Source organism: Streptomyces kryoterrae (genome assembly GCF_054072135.1).
The window spans coordinates 5,638,005-5,657,579 of record NZ_CM133358.1 but is presented as its reverse complement, the minus strand read 5'-3'; the positions used below and the strand labels follow the sequence as shown (position 1 = coordinate 5,657,579).

Sequence of the window (19,575 nt, the reverse complement as noted above, 5' to 3'; positions counted from 1 at the left end):
ATCTCCCTGTCGCGCTGAAGGCCGCCGGGCGACATCACTCCGTCGACCGCAGAATGCGCTCGAGTGTCCGACGCCCCATCCCGCTCATCGTCGGGTTGCTCTCGACGTAGTACCAGACGAGGCCCATCGCCTGTTCGAACGCCCACGCCTTCCCGCGTTCCCACTCGAGATCGTCGCAGCCCAGTGTCCGCCGGAGCACTTCCCGCGGGCCCCGTCGCAGCAGGTGCCACGCGCTGACCAGATCCAGCGCGGGGTCGGCCGGGCCGAAGCCGCCGGCGTCGAGTACACCGCTGAGCCGGTCGCCCGCGACCAGCACGTTGCCGGGGATCAGGTCACTGTGGCTCATCACGTCGGCACCCTCGCGCGGCAGCTCCCGCAGGTGGCTCCACATCTGACGCAGCCGGGGCACGTCGAGCAGCCCCTCGCTCTCCGCGAAGCACTCCTCCATCCATTCATCGTGGTCGGTGAGTACGCCGCCACGACCCGCGCCGCTGAAGCGCCGTCCAGCCGTCCCTGCCTTCCGGAGGGCGGCTATGAAGGTCGCCAGGTCCTGCGCGAAAGCATCCGACCCACTCGGGTCGGCCTCCGAGGCGACCGTCCCCGGCAGCCACGTCTGGACCGACCACGGCATGGGGTAGCCCGCTCCGGGCTCCCCCAGAGCCACGGGTTCCGGGACAGGGAAGGAAGACACCCGCACCAGCTCCGCGCTCGCCTGCGCCTCCAGCTCCAGGGCCGCCCGCGTCTCGACGGCATCCGCCCGTCGCAGTGGGAAGCGTGCGGAAAGGTCGTCCCCGATACGGAAGATGGCGTTGACCGTGCCGGTCGACCGCAGGAACCGGATCTCCTTGCCGCTCCACCGGGGAAACTGGTCCTGGATCAACGCAGCGACCGTCTCGGGGGTCACGTCCACTTGGTCTTCGTGCATGGTCATCCCCGTGATGCTGCCTGACAGGCACCTTGCACGCAGCCCGTTTTCCAGCGTCGGCCGCGTACGGAGGTCGAGGTCGCTCCGGAACCCGATTTCCCGTGCTCCGGTGCGACCAGCGCTCCTTTTAAAGGCACTTGGGAGAAAAGAAACCAACCAAACCCCACCCCTCCCGTCCGCCTGAGACAGCGGCCACGGTCGCTTGCGCGCGAACTCACTCGCCCGAGTGAACATCGGCAACTCAGCTGGATTTGTGCCCGGTTGCCTGCCTTACGCTCAGCGCAGCACGACCACCACTGACAACCGCGGACAGCGGACAGACGACGGCCCTCGCCGGGACTGGCATCCCAATGCGAGGGCCTGACCACCAAGGAAGCACTACCTTCCCGATGGACACGAAAAACCCTAGCGCGCCCCCGCGCGCCCAGTCCCGCCCGCCGGGCAAAAATCACCCCCACCGGCGCACCAATTCCGGCATCTCCGGCGTCATCCACGACAACGCCCGCCACACCACCCGCTTCACGGTGATCGGCAACCACCTCGCCCAGCACCCCGAGCTGTCACTGCTCGCCATCGGCCTGGGCACCCACATCCAGTCGCTGCCCGCAGGTGCCCCCGTCGACATCAAGACCCTCGCCAAGAGATTCCCCGAGGGCCCGGCCCGTATCGCCGCCGCCCTGCGCGAACTGGAAACCCACGGCTACCTCAGCCGAACCCGCGAACGCACCCCCAGCGGCAACATCGTCACCCGCACGGTGTCCTGCAACCGCCCCGGCCACCACACCGAGCGCCCTGCCAATGCCAATGCCGCTGCTCATACCGACGCCAGGGCCGACACCGGGGCTGGCATCGGGACAGACGCCGGGGTCGTGGCCGACCGTCCGACACGCCCCGCGAACCCCACCACCGCCCCCGGCCCGCCCAAGAAGCAGGCCCCACGCAAGCCCCTCCCCGCCGTACCGCAGCCCTCATACAAGGGACCAGGCCTCCTCCAGGCCGCCACCGACCTCCTCGCCGGCCTCCGCCGCCTGGGCCCCGACCTGCTCCTGTCGGCCTGCGACACGGCCCACCTCGCACCCGGAGTCGCCGCCTGGCTGGAGCGCGACGTCAGCCCCACCGCCGTACGGCACGCCCTGATCAGCAACCTCCCACCCGAGGGCATGCGCCGCCCGGCCGCCTTCATGGCCCACCGCCTCACCGCCCTGTTGCCACCTCCGGCGCCTGTCGGGGGACCTGTCCCGCAGACGGCGACCATCGGCGTCCGACACCCACTCCGGAACTGCGACGGCTGCGACCGCGCCTTCCGGGGGCCGCAACCGGGTCGCTGCCGCGACTGCCGGGCGGCCGTCCCCATGGCCGCATGACGCACGCCCGCGCACGTCAGCGGCTCAACCGCACGAAGGACTCAGGTTCCCACCATGGTCAGCTCGTCCCCCTTGGACAGATTCTCAGCCGACGCGTTTCCCGGCTCCTCACGAGGCTCGCTCGGCCGCCGCCCCGGCTCGATACCCTGGCGACGGCATCCTCAGGAGGACACGATGAGCACCCAGTCTGACCACGGACACGAGCTGATCCCCCGTCCCGAGCACACCCCTGACGCCCTGCGCGCGGCCCTCGCCGTCGTCGATCCGGGACGTCTGGAGGAGATGCAGGCCCAGAAGGACGAGGCATTCGCCCTGGCGGTCGAGTGGCAGTCCCTCAGCCCCGTGCAGAGCTGGGTACTGGCCTGGGCCAGGAACATCGAAATCGCGCGTCGCCCCGATCTGTCCGTCCGTTACACCCATGCACAGAACCATTTGGAGCACGAAGATCCGGTCACCGCTTGGGAAGCTTTGCGGGAACTGAATTCTGTACTGGCCGAGGCCATGAAGGCAGTCCGCGAGTGAGCTGGAAGTGGGAGTACGCGTTCGGTGCGGAGGAAACTGCTCGAACCGCTCCGGTTTCCTTTCTCGCCGCGGTGGCCAGAAAGGCGGACGAACTGGTCAGGGCGGCCGAAGCCCTCCACATCCACGGCCGAGCCCACGAAGGACTGGACCCGAAGGGCGGCGACATCCTCGTCCCCGGCGGCATGTTCACGTACCAGGTCGTCGTGCGGAGCGAGCGCGTGTACGTCGTCCAGATCACGTACCTGGGTTTCTGAACCGTCGAAGCGGGTGAAGGCCTGGAGGCGCCACTGTGACCGGCGTCCCCCTACCTCCCCGCCGCAGCCGCCGCCACCGCAGCCCTGGCCCGTGTCCTGAACGCCTCCAACTTGTCGACCGGCTCGGTCAGTTGGCGGCTCCGGGGGCGGATGCTGACGTCGTGGCCCTCGGCCGCCGCGCGCAGTGCGCCGACCGTCGCCCGGTTCTTCGGGATGTGGGAGAAGGGGTCGAAGGAGTACCAGCGCATCGCGTTCTCGTGGGTCATCCTGACCGTGTCCTCGTCCGGGACCGAGTGCTTCTCCAGGACGCCGTGGATCTGTTCCGGCGCGTCCGGCCACATGGAGTCGCTGTGCGGGTAGTCGCCCTCCCAGGCGATGTTGTCGATGCCGATCTCGTGCCGGAGCTTCACGCCCAGGTCGTCGCTGATGAAGCAGGTCAGGAAGTGGTCGCGGAACACCTCGGAGGGCAGCTTGCCGCCGAAGTCCTGGAGCGTCCACGTCGCGTGCATCTCGAAGGTGCGGTCGACGCGCTCCAGGAAGTACGGGATCCAGCCCGTGCCGCCCTCCGACAGCGCGATCCTCAGGTCCGGGTACTCCTTGACGGGCCTGGACCAGAGGAGGTCCGCCGCGGCCGAGACCAGGTTGATCGGCTGGAGCGTGATCATCACGTCCGGCGGTGAGTCGACCGCCGGGATGGCCAGCCTGCCCGAGGAACCGATGTGCACCGACATGACCGTGTTCGTGTCGGACAGCGCCTGCCACAGCGGGTTCCAGTACTCGTCGTGGAAGCTCGGGTAGCCGAGCGCCGCCGGGTTCTCCGGGAAGGTCAGGCTGTGGCAGCCCTTCTCCGCCACCCGGCGGACCTCGGCCGCGCACAACTCCGCCGACCAGATCGCCGGGAGCGCCATCGGGATGAAGCGGCCGGGATAGGCACCGCACCACTCGTCGATGTGCCAGTCGTTGTACGCCCGCACCAGCGCCAGCGAGAAGTCGGCGTCCTCCGTGGCGAACAGGCGTGCCGCGAAGCCGGGGAACGACGGGAAGTTCATCTGGGCCAGGACCCCGCCGGCGTTCATGTCCTTGACGCGCTCGTGCACGTCGTAGCAGCCGGGCCTGATCTCGTCCATGCCCTGGGGGTCGAGGCCGTACTCCTCCTTGGGGCGCCCGGCGACCGCGTTCAGCGCGGCGTTGCCGACGGTGCTGTCGCGGAACTGCCACACGTCACTGCCGTCCGCGCGGTGGACCAGCTTCGGAGCGTCGTCCAGATACCGCTTCGGCAGGTGGTTCACGAAGATGTCCGGCGGCTCGATGATGTGGTCGTCCACGCTGATCAGGATCAGGTCGTCCCGTTCCATGACGTTCCTCCGCAGTGATGGCGCGTTGGTGGCGCAGTGACTCCGCAGTGATTTCGACCTTCTCTGTCAACGTAAATTAGCTTCTCACTTTCAGAGAATCAACCATTCGGGCACACCGTAGAATCACGGGGCCCGCAGTACGGACGCCGATGGATGAGTGAGAGCACAGTGTTCGAAAACGTGTTCGAGTACGAGAAGGACGGCGCCGCGATCTACCGCCAGTCCTTCGCCACCATCCGCGCCGAGGCCGACCTCGCCGGGCTGCCCGCCGACGTCGCCCAGGTCGCCGTACGGATGATCCACGCCTGCGGGATGGTCGACCTCGCCGGCGACCTCGGCTACACACCCGGCGTCGTCACCCGCGCCCGCGAGGCCCTGCGCGCGGGCGCCCCCGTCCTCTGCGACGTCTCGATGGTGGCCAGCGGCATCACCCGCGGGCGGCTGCCCGCCGGCAACGAGGTCATCTGCACGCTCACCGACCCGGCGGTACCTGACCTGGCGGCGAAACTCGGCACCACGCGCAGCGCCGCCGCGCTGGAGCTGTGGCGCGACCGGCTGGAGGGTGCCGTGGTGGCCGTGGGCAACGCGCCCACCGCGCTCTTCCGGCTGCTGGAGCTGATCGAGGAGGGCGCACCCCGCCCGGCCGCCGTGATCGGCGTTCCGGTGGGCTTCGTCGGCGCGGTCGAGTCGAAGGACGCGCTGGCCGGGCACCCGTCCCGGCTGGAGCATCTGGTCGTACGGGGGCGGCGGGGCGGGAGCGCCATCGCGGCGGCTGCCGTCAACGCCATCGCCAGCGAGGTGGAGTAGTGGGTGGAGCGCGTGGGCCGCTTACGCCTCCGCCTCCGCGGGCTCCCGCTGCGGCCCCGCCAGTCCCGACGTCCATCTCTCCTCGATCCGGCCGACCTTCCACACCACCAGGGCCACGGCCCAGGTCCCGAAGAACAGCCCGACGATGACGTATCCGACGATGTTGAGGTCGAGGCCGGAGACCCGGTCCCAGAACGGGCCGTGGAGGTCCGCCTGGCCGGCGATCAGGCCCAGCAGTTCGACCGTACCGATGATGAACGCGACGGCCACCGACAGCCCGGTGATCGTGAGGTTGTAGTAGACCTTGCGGACCGGCTTGGAGAAGGCCCAGCCGTACGCGAAGTTCATGAACGAGCCGTCGATCGTGTCCAGCAGCGACATCCCGGCCGCGAAGAGGACGGGCAGGCACAGGATCGCGTACCAGGGCAGCCCCGAGGCCGCGCCCGAACCGGCCAGCACGAGGAGCGCGACCTCGGTGGCCGTGTCGAAGCCCAGGCCGAAGAGCAGGCCCAGCGGATACATCTGCCAGGACTTGGTGATCGACCTCGTGAAGCGGCCCAGGAGACGGTTCATGAAGCCCCGGCTGTTGAGCTGCTCCTCGAGGGCGTCCTCGTCGAAGTGGCCGGTCCGCATCCGCCGGAACACCTTCCAGATGCCGGCCAGGATGACGAGGTTGATGCCGGCGATGAGGTAGAGGAACGTCCCGGAGACGGTCGTACCGATGAGGCCGGTGACGTCGTGGAGGTGGGAGTCGCCGTCCTGGACCGGGCCGGCGAGGGCCCGGACCCCCAGCGACAGCAGAAGGGCGAGGACGAAGACGACGCTGGAGTGGCCGAGCGAGAACCAGAACCCGACGGACAGCGGGCGCTGCCCCTCGCCCATCAGTTTCCGGGTCGTGTTGTCGATGGCGGCGATGTGGTCGGCGTCGAAGGCGTGCCGCATACCGAGGGTGTAGGCGGTCACCCCGATGCCGATACCGAAGGCCTTCCCGCCCACGCTGTAGTGCTCGGGCGCGACGATCGCCACCAGCGTGAACCAGCCGATGACATGCAGCGCCACGATGAAGGCGGCCATGCCACCGACCCTGATCCACTCCTCACGACTCACCATCGCTCCAGCTTTCTGCCATTAGGCATTACCTGCAATCAATGTGCAGTAAAGGTCGCGGCAGATTTGCGTCAGGAGTGTCGGGACACCGGCCGGTGCAGGAGCCAGTGCAGGGCCCGCTCCGGGTCGTCGGCCACCCGTACGCCCTCCGGCACCGCCGGGCGGCGTACGACCACCACCGGCAGCCCCGCCTCCCTCGCCGCCGTCAGCTTCGGGGCGGTCGCCGGGCCGCCGCTGTCCTTCGTGACGAGGACGTCGATGCGGTGGCGGCGCAGCAGCTCGCGTTCGCCGTCGAGGGTGAAGGGGCCGCGGTCGAGCAGTACCTCCATGCGGGCCGGGTGGTGCGTGATGGTGACCTCGGGCGCGTCCACGGAGCGGACGAGGAACCACAGCTCCTCCAGTGCGGTGCCGGCGAAGGCGGCCAGGCCCAGGCGTCCGGTGGTGAGGAACACCCGTCGGCCGAGCGCGGGCAGCAGCGCGGCGGCCTCCGCCAGGGAGCCGGCCCCGTGCCAGTCGTCGCCCTCGACCGGCACCCAGCCGGGGCGCCGGAGCGCGAGCAGGGGAACATGGGCTGCGGCAGCGGCCCGCGCCGCGTGGAAACTGATCGTCTCGGCGAAGGGGTGGGTGGCATCGATGAGCACGTCCACCCGGTGCGCGCGCAGCCACTCGGCGAGCCCCTCGGCCCCGCCGAAACCGCCGACGCGTACCTCGCCGGGTGGCAGCCGGGGCGTGGAGACGCGTCCGGCCAGGGAGTTCGTCACCCGGAGCGCGGGCAACCGGGTATCAGCCGCGAGGAGCTCGGCGAGGCTGCGGGCCTCGGCGGTTCCGCCCAGGATCAGTACGTGCGGCACGAGAACCGGGTTCCCTTCATGAGCGGCGAGTGGCGATGAGCGGCAGCGGCGGGGCTGAGGCCAAGGGCGGGCGCGGCGCCCAACTCAAGCACACCGGTCTGCGCCCCGGCTGGACCACCGGCGCCTGTGCGACCGCCGCCACGACAGCGGCGTACACCGCCCTGCTGACCGGGGACTTCCCCGACCCGGTGACGATCACGCTGCCCAGGGGCCAGACACCGGCGTTCGCGCTGGCCACCGAGGAGCTGACCGGCTCGTACGCCATGGCGGGCATCGTGAAGGACGCGGGCGACGACCCGGACGTCACCCACGGCGCGCTCGTCCGGGCGACCGTACGCCTGCTGCCCGCCGGGTCGGGCGTCGTCTTCCGGGCCGGTCCGGGCGTCGGCACGGTCACCCGCCCGGGGCTGCCGCTGCCGGTCGGCGAACCGGCGGTCAACCCGGTCCCCCGGCAGCTGATGCGCGACCACGTGGCACGCGTAGCGGCCGAACACGGGAACAGGAGCGGGAACGGGGGCGGGGACGGGGACGGGGACGGGGGTGATGTCGAGATCACCCTCTCCATCGACCACGGTGAGGAGATCGCCCGCTCCACCTGGAACCCGCGGCTGGGCATCCTCGGCGGGCTGTCCGTCCTCGGCACCACCGGGATCGTGGTCCCCTACTCCTGCTCGGCGTGGATCGACTCGATCCGGCGGGGCGTGGACGTGGCCCGGGCCGCCGGGCACACCCATGTCGCCGGGTGCACCGGTTCGACCTCGGAGAAGACGGTCGTGGCCGCGTACGGGCTGCCCGAGGAAGCCCTGCTCGACATGGGCGACTTCGCGGGGGCGGTACTGAAGTACGTACGGCGTCATCCCGTCGACCGGCTCACGGTCTGCGGCGGGTTCGCGAAACTGTCGAAGCTGGCGGCCGGTCATCTGGACCTGCACTCCGCCCGTTCCCAGGTCGACAAGGGTCTCCTCGCCGAACTGGCCCGGCGCGGCGGTGCGAGCGAGGCGCTGGCCGCCGAGGTCGCGGACGCCAACACCGGCCTCGCGGCACTCCAGTTGTGCGCGGCGGCCGGTGTCCCGCTCGGCGACCTGGTGGCGGTGGCCGCACGCGACGAGGCCCTCGCGGTACTGCGCGGCGCGCCCGTCGCGGTCGACGTGATCTGTATCGACCGGGCGGGGCGGATCGTGGGGCGCAGCGGTGTGGCCTGAGAATCTGATCATCCGACAGGCCCCGGACTGCAACCACCCGTCCCGGTGAGGCAGTCTTCTTCCTCGTGGCGATCCCGGGGAACCTTCCGAGTCAGAGTGGGCCGAACCGTCCGCGTACGGGTGATCCCGCCGCGCACATGATCGTGTGCGGCGACGACGGGCTCGCGCACCGGCTGGCCCACGAACTCCGCAACGTGTACGGCGAGCAGGTCACGCTCGTCGTCCCGCCCTCGGAGCGCAACGTACGGCCGCCGGTGGTCGTCCGGGCCGCCGGAACCGCGTCGACGCTGCTCGACCGGATGTCCGCGGCCGTCAACCGGGCAGCGGGCAACGGCAGTGGGGGCGGGGGTGGGAACAGTGAACCCGGGCCGCACGAAGGGGTGTTGGAGGCCGACGAGCTGACCGAGGCCGTGCTCGCCGAGGCCGGCGCGGAGCGGGCCGCGGCCCTGGCGCTCGTGTACGACGACGACGAGACCAACATCCGCGCCGCGCTCACCGCCCGCCGCCTCAATCCACGACTGCAGCTCGTACTCCGGCTCTACAACCGGCGGTTGGGCCAGCACATCGGGGAACTCCTCGACCAGGCCTCGGCGTTGGCGGCAGCGGCCGACAACACCGGCGACGGCGACGGGGACGGGGACGGCAGCAGCGGCTATCCGGACAACCGCTCCGACGCGTCCACCACCGTCCTGTCCGACGCCGACACGGCCGCCCCGGCGCTCGCCGCCACAGCGATCACCGGTACCAGCAAGGTCGTTCAGACCGCCGGGCTGCTGCTGCGCGCGGTGGAACGGCTGCCGCCCGCGCCGGGCGAGGTCGCCGACCCGGGCCTTTACACCCTCGCCCTGCTCTCCGCCACGAGCAGTGACCCGGCCGGCGCGGACGGCTCGGAGGGCAGCGGCGCCCAGGGGCCCCAACTGCTCCCCGACGAGGCGGCGGTGGCGGCGGCTACCGGGCGCGGGACGGTCGTGCTCCAGCAGGTGGCGTACGCGTACTCCGGCACGTCGATGTCGGGCGGGCGGGGCTGGGCCGTGGTGCCTCCGTTCGCCTCGCTCTTCTCGCGGCGGCTGCGGTGGTCGCTGGCCGGGATGCTCGCGTGCGTGATCGCCCTCGCGATCGCGCTGACGATCGCGACGGGCGACCATCCCGTCCACGCGACGTACCTGACCCTGCTCGACCTCTTCGCGATCAACGACCCGGCGATCGGGGCATCGATGCCCCGCCAGATCCTCCAACTCCTGTCCGGGCTGGTCGGGTTGCTGCTGCTGCCGGTGCTGCTGGCCGCCGTACTGGAGGCGCTCGGTACGTTCCGCAGCGGATCCGCGGTACGGAAGCCGCCGCGTGGGCTGAGCGGGCATGTGGTGCTGCTCGGGCTCGGCAAGATCGGTACGCGGGTGCTGACCCGGCTGCGCGAGCTGAACATCCCGGTGGTGTGCGTCGAGGCGGATCCCGACGCGCGCGGGCTCGCCACGGCGCGGCGGCTGCGGGTGCCCGTGGTACTGGGTGATGTGACCCAGGAGGGCGTCCTGGAGGCCGCGAAGATCAACCGCGCGCAGGCCCTCCTCGCCCTCACCAGCGCCGACACGACGAACCTGGAGGCGGTGCTGTACGGGCGTTCCGTGCGGCCCGACCTGCGTGTCGTCCTGCGTCTGTACGACGACGACTTCGCCACCGCCGTGTACCGCACCCTGCGGGCGGCGCACCCCGGCGCGACCACCCGCAGCCGGAGCGTGTCGCATCTGTCGGCGCCCGCCTTCGCCGGGGCGATGATGGGGCGCCGGACGCAGATCCTGGGCACGATTCCCGTCGAGCGGCGGGTGCTGCTGTTCGCGGCGATGCGGGTGGGCGGGCACGCGCAGTTGGAGGGGCGGACGGTCGGGGAGGCGTTTCGGGCGGGGGCCTGGCGGGTGCTGGCGCTGGACACGGGGGTGGGGGCCGTCGGCGCGGACGGACGGCCGTCGGGGCTGGTGTGGGACTTGCCGGCGACGTATGTACTGCGGGCGGAGGACCGGGTGGTGCTGGCCGCCACCCGGCGGGGGTTGGCGGAGCTGTTGGGGAGGCGGCGGGGGGAGCGGGCGGGGGTGTAGTTTCCTCGCCCCCGCCGCCCCTACCCGTCCCGTCCTTCTGGGGCTCCGCCCCAGACCCCGCTCCTCAAACGCCGGAGGGGCTGGCAGGCAGATGCCTCTCCACGAACTCCAGTTCCAGCCGGACCTGCTTGATCCGTTCGTCCACCACCAGTGAGCCGTGGCCCGCGTCGTAGCGGTACACCTCGTGGACCGCGCCCCTCGCCTCCAGCCGCTTCACGTAGTTGTCGATCTGGCGGATCGGACAGCGCGGGTCGTTCACTCCGGCCGAGATGTACACCGGCGCCTTCACCGCGTCGACGTACGTCAACGGCGACGACGCCTCGAACCGTTCCGGGACCTCCTCCGGTGTGCCGCCCAGCAGCGTGCGGTCCATCGCCTTCAGCGCTTCCATCTCGTCGTGGTACGCCGTGACGTAGTCCGCGACCGGCACCGCCGCGAGGCCCAGGGCCCACGCGTCGGGCTGGACGCCGAGGCCGAGCAGCGTGAGGTAGCCGCCCCAGGAACCGCCGGTCAGGATCAGCCGGTCCGGGTCCGCGAGGCCCGAGCTCACCGCCCATTCCCGGACCGCCGCGATGTCCTCCAGCTCGATCAGACCGACCCGGTGCTTGAGGGCGTCCGTCCACTCACGCCCGTACCCGGTGGACCCGCGATAGTTGACCCGCACCACCGCGTACCCGTGGTCGACCCAGGCCGCCGGGCCCGCCGCGAACGAGTCGCTGTCGTGCCAGGTGGGTCCACCGTGGATGTCGAAGACCGTCGGCAGGGGTCCCGGGGTCCCCGCCGGTTTCTGCACCAGGGCGTGGATGCGGCCCCCCGGACCCTCCACCCACACGTCCTCCACCGGCACCGAGCCCGGCGACTTCAGCCCGGGCGGGTCCAGGACCACCGCTCCCGTCGTCGAGCGCACCGACGACGGCTGCGCCGACGACGACCACAGGTACTCCACGCTGCCGTCGGGCCGGGCCGTCGCCCCGGAGACCGAACCGGGGGGCGTGGGCACCTTCACCAGCTCGCGCGAGCCCAGGTCGTAGCGGAACAGCTCGCTGCGGGCCTCGAAGCCGTGGGCGATCAGGAGTCCCGAGCCGTCCGGATACCACTCCGCGCTGACATCACCCGGCAGGTCGAGGCCGAGGTCCGTCTCCTCCCCGCTCACCACGTCCCACACCAGCGGCTCCCAGCGACCCCGGCGCTGATGTCCGACGAGCAGCCGCGTGTCCCCCTCGACGGGCGCGAAGCCCAGCACCTCCAGGCCGAGTTCCTGCGCGCCGCCCTTGGTGTCGTCGAGTTCGGCGACCGTCGTACCGTCCGGGCGCAGGACGCGCAGCGCCGAGTGCATCGCGTCGCCGTGCTCCGTGTGCTCGATCGCGATCAGCGAACCGTCGTGCGAGAGGTCGCCGACGCCCGCCGACTCGCGGTGCCGGTAGATCACCACCGGGGGCTCGCCGGCCACCGCGAGGTGGATCGTCGTACCCTCCTCGTCCGTCGAGCGCCCCACGACCGCCGTACGCCCGTCCCGGCCCAGCGCCAGTCCCGCCGGGTAGGAGGCCTCCAGGCCGGGAGTCGCGAACTCGTCCTCGGCCCCGTCCGTGCCGCCCGCGAACGGCTGCCGGCGCCACACGCCGAACTCGTCGCCGTCCTTGTCGTCGAACCACCAGATCCACTCGCCGTCGGGCGACAGCACACCGTCCGTCGTGCCGTTCGGCCGGTTCGTCACCTGGCGCTGCTCGCCCGTGGCGCGGTCCCAGGCGTACAGCTCGTACGTCCCCGTCGCGTTGGACACGAACAGGGACCGGTCGGGGGCGTCTTCCGCCCAGTCGGGGAGGGAGACGCGCGGGGCTCGGAACCGCTTCTCCCAGTCCGGCGTGACCGTGTCCCGCGTGGCCGTGTCGGGCGTATTCGTGTTCGGCGTGGACCCGTTGCTCTCAGTCATGACCCCATACTGCCCGCCCGCCACGACAATGCGGCGCCGAGGTCCCCAGCCTGTGGAAAACTTCGCGGCGGATCAGACATATCCACAGGTCACAGCCGATTGTCAGTGGCCGGGTGCAGACTCTGCCCCATGACCGACACCACCGATCTGCGCGAGACCGTCGAGAGGTTCTGGGCGACCGCCGAGGCCAGGGACTGGGACGCGTTCGCCGACACCCTCGCCGACGACGTCGTCTACACCCTGCCCCAGACCCGGGAGCGGATCAGCGGCAAGGAGCGCTTCGTCCGGTTCAACCGGGAGTACCCGGACGGCTGGCACCTGCGAACAGAGCGCCTGGTCGCCGAGCCGGGGCAGGTCGTCACCTGGCTGCGCTTCACCATGGGGCCGGAGGAGACGCACGCCGTCTCGTTCTTCACCGGGGACGAGAACGGGAACATAGCCACCATCACCGACTTCTGGCCCGAGCCCTACGAGCCCCCGGCGAGCCGCGACCACCTGAAGGAGCTGACGGAACGGTACTGACCGGGCCGGCCGACCCCGCGAACCCGGCACCGACGGCCGCACCGTACCGTTGAAGGCGTGTACCGGTTTCTGCTGACGCCCCGTTGGTGGGGGATCAACGTCTTCGTGCTGCTCGCCATCCCCTTCTGCGTGTTCATGGGGTCGTGGCAGCTGAGCCGGTTCGAGGACCGGGTGCAGGACCACCGGACCGCCACCGAGGAGGTCTCCGCCGAGAAGGGGGAGGCCGCCCGGCCGCTCGCCGAGCTGCTGCCCGTCGACAAGAAGACCTCCGGGGACCGCGTCACCGTCACCGGGCGGTACGGCAAGCAGCTGCTCGTCCCGGACAGGCGGCTCGACGACCGGAACGGCTACTTCGTACTGACGCTGCTGCGGACGGACGGGGACAAGGCACTTCCCGTCGTACGCGGCTGGCTGCCCGGTACCGCCGACCCCGCCAAGGCCCCCGCCCCGCCCGCCGGCGAGGTCACCGTCACCGGTGCGCTCCAGGCGTCCGAGACACCGGGGTCCAACGGTGTGAGCGCGGCGGGCGGTCTCCCGGCCGGGCAGACCGGCGCGATCAGCGCGGCCTCACTGGTCAACCTCGTGCCGTACGACCTGTACGACGCCTGGGTCACCCTCGACAAGGGCGACTCGGGGATGAAGGCCGTACCGGCGACCGCGCCCGCGGACACCGGGCTCGACCTGAAGGCGTTCCAGAACCTCGGCTACACCGGCGAGTGGTTCGTCTTCGCGGGCTTCGTCGTCTTCATGTGGTTCCGGCTGGTGCGCCGCGAGGCGGAGTTCGCGCGGGACGCGGAGCTGGGGCTCACGCCTCCCGACGAAACGACGGCGGCCGAACCCACAGACGAACCCGCGGCGGAACCTGCGGCGGAAGCCTCCCGGGAAGGCGCCACCGCCTGACCACCCGGCCGGCCAAGTGCCGCCGGTACTACGCGGTCGCCGACATGACCCCGGTCCTGTACACCGTTCCCGCGCACGCGTTCGACACCGCCACCGACACCGTGGGCGAGCCGGCCTCCGCCGTGTAGGACACCGCCACGCTGCCGTCGGCCACGGTGCCGTCCTCCGTGAACAGCTGGGCCGAGGTGCCGGTGTCGCCGCTGCTGGTGCCGGTCGTGGACGAGTCGGTGCTCTCGCTCGGTGTGGGCGTCGGCGACGCCGAGGGATCGCCCGAGGCGCCGCCGTCGTCGGTGCCGCCGGTCGTGGGACACGTCTCCGAGGGCACCCAGGCGAACTGCACCGTGTACGCCGCACCCGGCGCCAGCACCAGTCCGCTGACCGAGGCTGACGGGTCGGGCAGGCCACCGGCCGCGTCCCCCGCCGTATGGTCGGCGACGCCCAGCTTCGACTGGTCCGCCGCGCCCTGCGCGAGCGACGACACGGTGCCGCTGCCGCCGACCGTACAGCTGGCACTGGAGACGTTGACGACCCGGAACGTGCCGTAGACCGCGCCGCTGCCGTCGGGGTCGCCGACCGAACCGGTGGCCGAGCCCAACTGGGTCGCGTCGCAGGCGGGCGTCGTCGCGGAGCTGGTCTTCGGATTGGCGCCGCCGGTCGTGCCGCCGCTGCCGCTGCCCTTGTCCGGGTTGGTCCCGCCGGCGGAGGCACTGCTCGTCGGCTTGTCCTTGACCGTGCCGGAGCCGCCCCCGGAGGTGCTCTCGCCGCCGTCCGGGCCCTTGCCGTTGTCCTTGCCCCCCTCGGTCTGCGCGCCGTGGCCCGCGATGAGGGAGGGGTCGGACGCGGTTCCGGTGACGTTCGAGACGTGCAGCAGGGCCGGGATGGCCGTGCCGATGAAGAGCGCGGCGGCGGCCATACCGATGGCGGCGTGCCGCTTGCGGGCCCGTCGGGCGGGCACCGCGCGCCGGAGATGGTCCAGCACCGCGTCGGTCGGCTGGATTCCGCCCACCGCCTGGTGCAGCATCGTGCGCAGTGCCAGCTCTTCCGAGCCGAGCCCGTCCAGGCTCTGGTCGTCGGGGCCGTGATTCACAGTTCCGTTCCCTGCGTGCGATTGCTTGTGCTCTTGCTGATGGCGGCCCGGTCCGTGGACCACGACCGGCCAACTCCCCTTGGATCGTGCCCCGTTCACGGGAATTCTACCGGCCCGGAACTCCGGGGTCCGGAAACCGCCGCTCCCTGAGGCGGCATCCCCGCGCCCTTCGCGCCCGGCATCGGCCGAGCCCGACTCCTCGTGTCCCGCCCCCTCGGTCCCCTGCCCCTCGGGCCCCCCCACCTGGTCCCGCTCCCGGTCGTGGCCCTGATCGGCGCTCATACCGGTTCCTCCATGGCGATGCGCAGCGCGGCGATCCCCCGCGAGCCGTACGCCTTCACCGAGCCGAGCGATATGCCCAGCGTCTCGGCGACCTGCGCCTCCGTCATGTCCGAGAAGTAGCGCAGGACGAGGACCTCGCGCTGGCGGCGCTGCAGGCCCTTCATCGCCCTGATGAGGGAGTCGCGCTCCAGCAGGTCGTACGCCCCCTCCTCCGCGCTCGCCATGTCCGGCATCGGCTTGGAGAGAAGCTTCAGGCCGAGGATGCGGCGGCGCAGCGCGGAGCGGGAGAGGTTCACCACCGTCTGGCGCAGATAGGCGAGCGTCTTCTCCGGGTCACGGACGCGCTTGCGCGCCGAGTGCACCCGTATGAACGCCTCCTGGACGACGTCCTCGCAGGACGCGGTGTCGTCGAGGAGGAGTGCGGCGAGGCCGAGGAGTGAGCGGTAGTGCGCGCGGTACGTCTCGGTCAGGTGATCGACCGTCGTCCCCGCCGCCGCGCTCTCGTCGACGCCGTCGCGCTGGTTGGGTATGCGGGCCGGCCGCGCCGCGGGCATCGGCGCGATCACCGGCATGCCGCCGGGCGCACCGGGCACGCGGGGTCTACGGGGCGGACGCAGGGCTGTGCCGCGCGTCGCCGCTCTGAAATCCAGTACCTCTGCCACGCATGTTGGACACGCTTACCCCCGTCAAGGTTGTACGCATCCGGTATCACTTTTGCGTCATCCGACACAGCCACCCTCATGCGTCCCGCTCTTCCCCTAAATCCATGGTCACCGCGCGTCCCCCGCATGGTCACGACGTCCCACGCCCCGGAAGGGCGACCGCAAAGACGCTCCCCGCCGTCCGCGCGGTTGCGGAGGGCGGGGAGCAAAATCTTGTCTTCTTGCCGATCTCGCCGAACTCACCTGGATCCTACAAACGTTTTCTGCCGTGATCAGAGTGATTTCCGACAAGATCAACAGACCGCGACGAAGCAGAACAGACGGTTACCCGCAGGTCAGGGCATGTCAGGGAATGGTCAGGTCGACGTCAGGGTGCCGTCAGGCCCGCTCGGCCGCCACCAGCTCGGCGATCTGTGCCGTGTTGAGCGCGGCACCCTTGCGCAGGTTGTCCCCGCACACGAACAGTTCCAGCGCGGTCGGGTCGTCCAGCGCCTGCCGGATCCTGCCGACCCAGGTCGGGTCGGTACCGACCACGTCCACCGGGGTCGGGAACTCGCCCGCCTCCGGGTTGTCGAACAGCACGACGCCGGGCGCGGTGGCGATGATCTCCCGGGCCCCGGCGACGGTGACCTCGCCCTGGAAGCGGGCGTGGACGGTCAGCGCGTGCGTGGTGACGACCGGCACGCGTACGCAGGTCACGGCCACGGGGAGCTTGGCCAGCCCGAGGATCTTGCGGGTCTCGTCCCGCAGCTGCATCTCGTCCGACGACCAGCCGTCCGCCCGGACCGAACCGGCCCACGGTACGACGTTCAGCGCGACCGGCTCCGGGAACGGCCCCGTCCCCTCGCCCACGGCCCGCCGTACGTCTCCGGGGCTGGTCCCCAGCTCCGTACCGGCGACCAGGGACAGCTGCCTGCGCAGGGTGTCCACGCCGGCCCGGCCGGCCCCGCTCACCGCCTGGTAGGTGGAGACCACCAGCTCGCGCAGGCCGTACTCGGCGTGCAGCGCGCCCAGGCCGACGATCATCGACAGCGTCGTGCAGTGCGGGTTGGCGATGATCCCTCGCGGGCGCTGCCGCAGCGCGTGCGGATTGACCTCGGGGACGACGAGGGGCACGTCCGGGTGCATCCGGAAGGCGCCCGAGTTGTCGATCACGACGACGCCCTTGGCGGCGGCGACCGGCGCCCACCGCTCGGCGACGTCGTCGGGTACGTCGAACATCGCGACGTCGACGCCGTCGAAGGCCTCCTCCGACAACGCCACCACCTCGACCTCCTCCCCGCGCACGGCCAGCTTGCGGCCGGCCGACCGCGGGGAGGCGACGAGACGGATCTCGCCCCAGATGTCCGCACGCTGGGACAGAATCCGCAGCATGACGGCACCCACGGCACCGGTCGCTCCCACGACGGCGAGCGTGGGCCGCGCGGCGGACCGGGACGTGGCCGATCGTGACATGGCCACCCGAGGACCGCCGGATCCGCTCGCGGCGGCCCACCGGGGCACGGCAGCCGGTCCGGACCCGGCCGACCGGGGCACAGCCGACCTGGACGCGACCGACCGAGGACCGGCCGATCCGCTCACGGCGGCCCCCCGAGACACGACGGTCGACCCGGCCGCGGCCGGGTGCGGCACAGCCGACCCGGACTCGGCCACCCGAGAGCCACCCGATCCGCCGACTGCGGCCCACCGAGGCACGGCAGCCGGTCCGGGTGCGGTCGACCGGGACGCGGCCGACCCGGACACGACCGACCGAGGACCGGCCGATCCGCTCACGGCGGCCCCCCGAGACACGACGGTCGACCCGGCCGCGGCCGGGTGCGGCACAGCCGACCCGGACTCGGCCACCCGAGAGCCACCCGATCCGCCGACTGCGGCCCACCGAGGCACGGCAGCCGGTCCAGACCCGGCCGACCGGGACACGGCCGACCCGGACACGACCGACCGAGGACCGGCCGATCCGCTCACGGCGGCCCCCCGAGACACGACGGTCGACCCGGCCGCGGCCGGGTGCGGCACAGCCGACCCGGACTCGGCCACCCGAGAGCCACCCGATCCGCCGACTGCGGCCCACCGAGGCACGGCAGCCGGTCCAGACCCGGCCGACCGGGACACGGCCGACCCGGACTCGGCCGACCGAGGACCGGCCGATCCGCTCACGGCGGCCCCCCGAGACACGACGGTCGACCCGGCCGCGGCCGGGCGCGGCACAGCCGACCCGGACTCGGCCACCCGAGAGCCACCCGATCCGCCGACTGCGGCCCACCGAGGCACGGCAGCCGGTCCGGGTGCGGTCGACCGGGACGCGGCCGACCCGGACGCGACCGACCGAGGACCGGCCGATCCGCTCACGGCGGCCGACTGGGGCGCGGCGGCCGATCCGGCCGCGGTCGATCGGGGTGCGGCCATCAGCGGCCGGTGCCTCCGTAGACGACCGCTTCGTCGCTGTCGGAGTCGAGGCCGAAGGCCGAGTGCACGGCTCGGACGGCCCCCGGGACGTCGTCCTCGCGGGTGACGACCGAGATGCGGATCTCGGAGGTCGAGATGAGCTCGATGTTCACGCCCGCGTCGGACAGCGCCTGGAAGAAGGACGCGGTGACGCCCGGGTTGGTCTTCATACCCGCGCCGACCAGCGAGATCTTGCCGATCTGGTCGTCGTAGCGCAGCGAGTCGAAGCCGATGCCGCCCTTCGCCTTCTCCAGGGCGTCGATGGCCTTGCGGCCCTCGGACTTGGGGAGGGTGAAGGAGATGTCCGTGAGACCGGTCGACGCGGCCGACACGTTCTGCACGATCATGTCGATGTTGATCTCCGCGTCCGCGATCGCGCGGAAGATCACCGCGGCCTCGCCCGGCTTGTCCGGGACGCCGACGACCGTGATCTTGGCTTCGGAGACGTCGTGGGCGACTCCGGAGATGATGGCGTGCTCCACCTGCTGGTCCCCTTGCCACTCGGGCTTCTCGTTGCTGACCCAGGTGCCCGGCAGTCCGGAGAAGGACGAGCGCACGTGGATCGGGATGTCGTAACGGCGGGCGTACTCCACACACCGGTGGAGCAGCACCTTGGAGCCGGACGCGGCCAGCTCCAGCATGTCCTCGGAGGAGATCCAGTCGATCTTCCGGGCCTTCTTCACCACGCGCGGGTCGGCGGTGAACACCCCGTCGACGTCGGTGTAGATCTCGCACACCTCGGCGTGGAGGGCGGCGGCCAGCGCGACGGCGGTGGTGTCCGACCCGCCGCGCCCCAGCGTGGTGATGTCCTTCTTGTCCTGGCTGACGCCCTGGAACCCGGCGACGATGGCGATGTTGCCCTCGTCCAGCGCGGTCCGGATGCGCCCCGGCGTGACGTCGATGATCCGGGCTTTGTTGTGGACCGAGTCGGTGATGACACCTGCCTGGCTGCCGGTGAACGACTGGGCCTCGTGGCCCAGGTTCTTGATCGCCATGGCCAGCAGCGCCATGGAGATCCGCTCTCCTGCGGTCAGCAGCATGTCGAACTCACGCCCGGCAGGCATCGGAGACACCTGTTCGGCGAGATCGATCAGCTCGTCCGTCGTGTCGCCCATCGCGGAAACGACGACGACCACTTGATGGCCGTTCTTCTTCGCTTCCACGATTCGCTTGGCGACACGCTTGATGCCCTCGGCATCGGCTACGGATGAGCCTCCGTACTTCTGCACGACCAGGCCCACGTGCGCTCCTCGCTCAGTCCGTCTGCGGTCGC

Annotated in this window: 17 protein-coding genes; 8 read left to right on the top strand and 9 right to left on the bottom strand. The window is 71.3% G+C overall.

The window, feature by feature from the left end; genetic code table 11:
* Window positions 1-34: 34 nt before the first annotated feature.
* A complete protein-coding gene (locus ACW4TU_RS24905; protein WP_457416997.1) occupies window positions 35-931 on the bottom strand; it encodes an aminoglycoside phosphotransferase family protein in 897 nt (298 codons plus the stop codon).
* Between the two features lie 383 nt (window positions 932-1,314).
* Here ACW4TU_RS24905 and ACW4TU_RS24900 point away from each other — a divergent pair, with 383 nt between their 5' ends.
* From ACW4TU_RS24900 to ACW4TU_RS24890, 3 genes are all read left to right on the top strand, one after another.
* Window positions 1,315-2,289 (top strand): helix-turn-helix domain-containing protein, encoded by a 975-nt coding sequence (locus tag ACW4TU_RS24900; RefSeq protein WP_457416996.1) that lies wholly within the window; start codon window positions 1,315-1,317, stop codon window positions 2,287-2,289.
* A 174-nt stretch (window positions 2,290-2,463) separates the two neighbouring features.
* A complete protein-coding gene (locus ACW4TU_RS24895) occupies window positions 2,464-2,811 on the top strand; it encodes a hypothetical protein (protein ID WP_457416995.1) in 348 nt (115 codons plus the stop codon).
* Window positions 2,812-2,882: 71 nt separating this feature from the next.
* On the top strand, window positions 2,883-3,065 hold the full coding sequence (locus ACW4TU_RS24890) for a hypothetical protein (protein WP_457416994.1): 183 nt from the start codon (window positions 2,883-2,885) through the stop codon (window positions 3,063-3,065).
* A 50-nt stretch (window positions 3,066-3,115) separates the two neighbouring features.
* On the opposite strand, the gene ACW4TU_RS24885 is transcribed toward ACW4TU_RS24890, so the two are convergent.
* On the bottom strand, window positions 3,116-4,420 hold the full coding sequence (locus ACW4TU_RS24885; RefSeq protein WP_457416993.1) for an amidohydrolase family protein: 1,305 nt from the start codon (window positions 4,418-4,420) through the stop codon (window positions 3,116-3,118).
* Window positions 4,421-4,573: 153 nt separating this feature from the next.
* Between ACW4TU_RS24885 and ACW4TU_RS24880 the strand changes: the two genes are divergently transcribed.
* The gene (locus ACW4TU_RS24880) at window positions 4,574-5,227 is read left to right on the top strand and encodes a precorrin-8X methylmutase (protein WP_457416992.1); all 654 of its coding nucleotides are present in this window, start codon (window positions 4,574-4,576) and stop codon (window positions 5,225-5,227) included.
* Between the two features lie 21 nt (window positions 5,228-5,248).
* Here ACW4TU_RS24880 and nicT read toward each other — a convergent pair whose 3' ends face one another.
* Together nicT and ACW4TU_RS24870 are read right to left on the bottom strand one after the other, a co-directional pair.
* Window positions 5,249-6,337 (bottom strand): Nickel transporter NicT, encoded by a 1,089-nt coding sequence (gene nicT / locus ACW4TU_RS24875; protein ID WP_457416991.1) that lies wholly within the window; start codon window positions 6,335-6,337, stop codon window positions 5,249-5,251.
* Window positions 6,338-6,405: 68 nt separating this feature from the next.
* On the bottom strand, window positions 6,406-7,185 hold the full coding sequence (locus ACW4TU_RS24870) for a cobalt-precorrin-6A reductase (RefSeq protein WP_457416990.1): 780 nt from the start codon (window positions 7,183-7,185) through the stop codon (window positions 6,406-6,408).
* 35 nt (window positions 7,186-7,220) lie between these two features.
* On the opposite strand from ACW4TU_RS24870, the gene ACW4TU_RS24865 reads away from it, so the two are divergent.
* Window positions 7,221-8,387 (top strand): cobalt-precorrin-5B (C(1))-methyltransferase, encoded by a 1,167-nt coding sequence (locus ACW4TU_RS24865; RefSeq protein ID WP_457416989.1) that lies wholly within the window; start codon window positions 7,221-7,223, stop codon window positions 8,385-8,387.
* A gap of 137 nt (window positions 8,388-8,524) precedes the next feature.
* Window positions 8,525-10,474: a potassium channel family protein gene (locus ACW4TU_RS24860; RefSeq protein WP_457416988.1), complete on the top strand. Its 1,950-nt coding sequence runs from the start codon at window positions 8,525-8,527 to the stop codon at window positions 10,472-10,474.
* Window positions 10,475-10,538: 64 nt separating this feature from the next.
* Here the strand turns inward: ACW4TU_RS24860 and ACW4TU_RS24855 are convergent, their stop codons facing one another.
* Entirely contained in the window at window positions 10,539-12,404 is a 1,866-nt protein-coding gene (locus ACW4TU_RS24855; RefSeq protein ID WP_457416987.1) for a S9 family peptidase, read from the bottom strand.
* A 129-nt stretch (window positions 12,405-12,533) separates the two neighbouring features.
* Here ACW4TU_RS24855 and ACW4TU_RS24850 point away from each other — a divergent pair, with 129 nt between their 5' ends.
* Together ACW4TU_RS24850 and ACW4TU_RS24845 are read left to right on the top strand one after the other, a co-directional pair.
* Window positions 12,534-12,926, top strand: a complete 393-nt coding sequence (locus ACW4TU_RS24850) for a nuclear transport factor 2 family protein (RefSeq protein WP_457416986.1) — start codon at window positions 12,534-12,536, stop codon at window positions 12,924-12,926.
* A gap of 57 nt (window positions 12,927-12,983) precedes the next feature.
* On the top strand, window positions 12,984-13,826 hold the full coding sequence (locus ACW4TU_RS24845) for an SURF1 family protein (protein WP_457416985.1): 843 nt from the start codon (window positions 12,984-12,986) through the stop codon (window positions 13,824-13,826).
* Between the two features lie 28 nt (window positions 13,827-13,854).
* On the opposite strand, the gene ACW4TU_RS24840 is transcribed toward ACW4TU_RS24845, so the two are convergent.
* The 4 genes from ACW4TU_RS24840 to ACW4TU_RS24825 form a co-directional block, all read right to left on the bottom strand.
* Window positions 13,855-14,913, bottom strand: coding sequence for a hypothetical protein (locus ACW4TU_RS24840; RefSeq protein WP_457416984.1), 1,059 nt, complete (start codon window positions 14,911-14,913; stop codon window positions 13,855-13,857).
* 278 nt (window positions 14,914-15,191) lie between these two features.
* Complete coding sequence (locus tag ACW4TU_RS24835) at window positions 15,192-15,857, bottom strand: SigE family RNA polymerase sigma factor (RefSeq protein ID WP_457416983.1); 666 nt, start codon at window positions 15,855-15,857, stop codon at window positions 15,192-15,194.
* A 378-nt stretch (window positions 15,858-16,235) separates the two neighbouring features.
* Entirely contained in the window at window positions 16,236-17,312 is a 1,077-nt protein-coding gene (locus ACW4TU_RS24830; protein WP_457416982.1) for an aspartate-semialdehyde dehydrogenase, read from the bottom strand.
* Between the two features lie 950 nt (window positions 17,313-18,262).
* Window positions 18,263-19,543 (bottom strand): aspartate kinase, encoded by a 1,281-nt coding sequence (locus tag ACW4TU_RS24825; RefSeq protein WP_457416981.1) that lies wholly within the window; start codon window positions 19,541-19,543, stop codon window positions 18,263-18,265.
* Window positions 19,544-19,575 lie beyond the last annotated feature (32 nt).

Excerpts from the sequence above, each read along its gene's own strand:
- ACW4TU_RS24905 (WP_457416997.1), bottom strand. The coding sequence starts at position 931 with ATGACCATGCACGAAGACCAAGTGGACGTGACCCCCGAGACGGTCGCT.
- ACW4TU_RS24900 (WP_457416996.1), top strand. The coding sequence starts at position 1,315 with ATGGACACGAAAAACCCTAGCGCGCCCCCGCGCGCCCAGTCCCGCCCG.
- ACW4TU_RS24895 (WP_457416995.1), top strand. The coding sequence starts at position 2,464 with ATGAGCACCCAGTCTGACCACGGACACGAGCTGATCCCCCGTCCCGAG.
- ACW4TU_RS24885 (WP_457416993.1), bottom strand. The coding sequence starts at position 4,420 with ATGGAACGGGACGACCTGATCCTGATCAGCGTGGACGACCACATCATC.
- ACW4TU_RS24880 (WP_457416992.1), top strand. The coding sequence starts at position 4,574 with ATGAGTGAGAGCACAGTGTTCGAAAACGTGTTCGAGTACGAGAAGGAC.
- nicT (WP_457416991.1), bottom strand. The coding sequence starts at position 6,337 with ATGGTGAGTCGTGAGGAGTGGATCAGGGTCGGTGGCATGGCCGCCTTC.
- ACW4TU_RS24865 (WP_457416989.1), top strand. The coding sequence starts at position 7,221 with ATGAGCGGCAGCGGCGGGGCTGAGGCCAAGGGCGGGCGCGGCGCCCAA.
- ACW4TU_RS24860 (WP_457416988.1), top strand. The coding sequence starts at position 8,525 with ATGATCGTGTGCGGCGACGACGGGCTCGCGCACCGGCTGGCCCACGAA.
- ACW4TU_RS24855 (WP_457416987.1), bottom strand. The coding sequence starts at position 12,404 with ATGACTGAGAGCAACGGGTCCACGCCGAACACGAATACGCCCGACACG.
- ACW4TU_RS24850 (WP_457416986.1), top strand. The coding sequence starts at position 12,534 with ATGACCGACACCACCGATCTGCGCGAGACCGTCGAGAGGTTCTGGGCG.
- ACW4TU_RS24830 (WP_457416982.1), bottom strand. The coding sequence starts at position 17,312 with ATGTCACGATCGGCCACGTCCCGGTCCGCCGCGCGGCCCACGCTCGCC.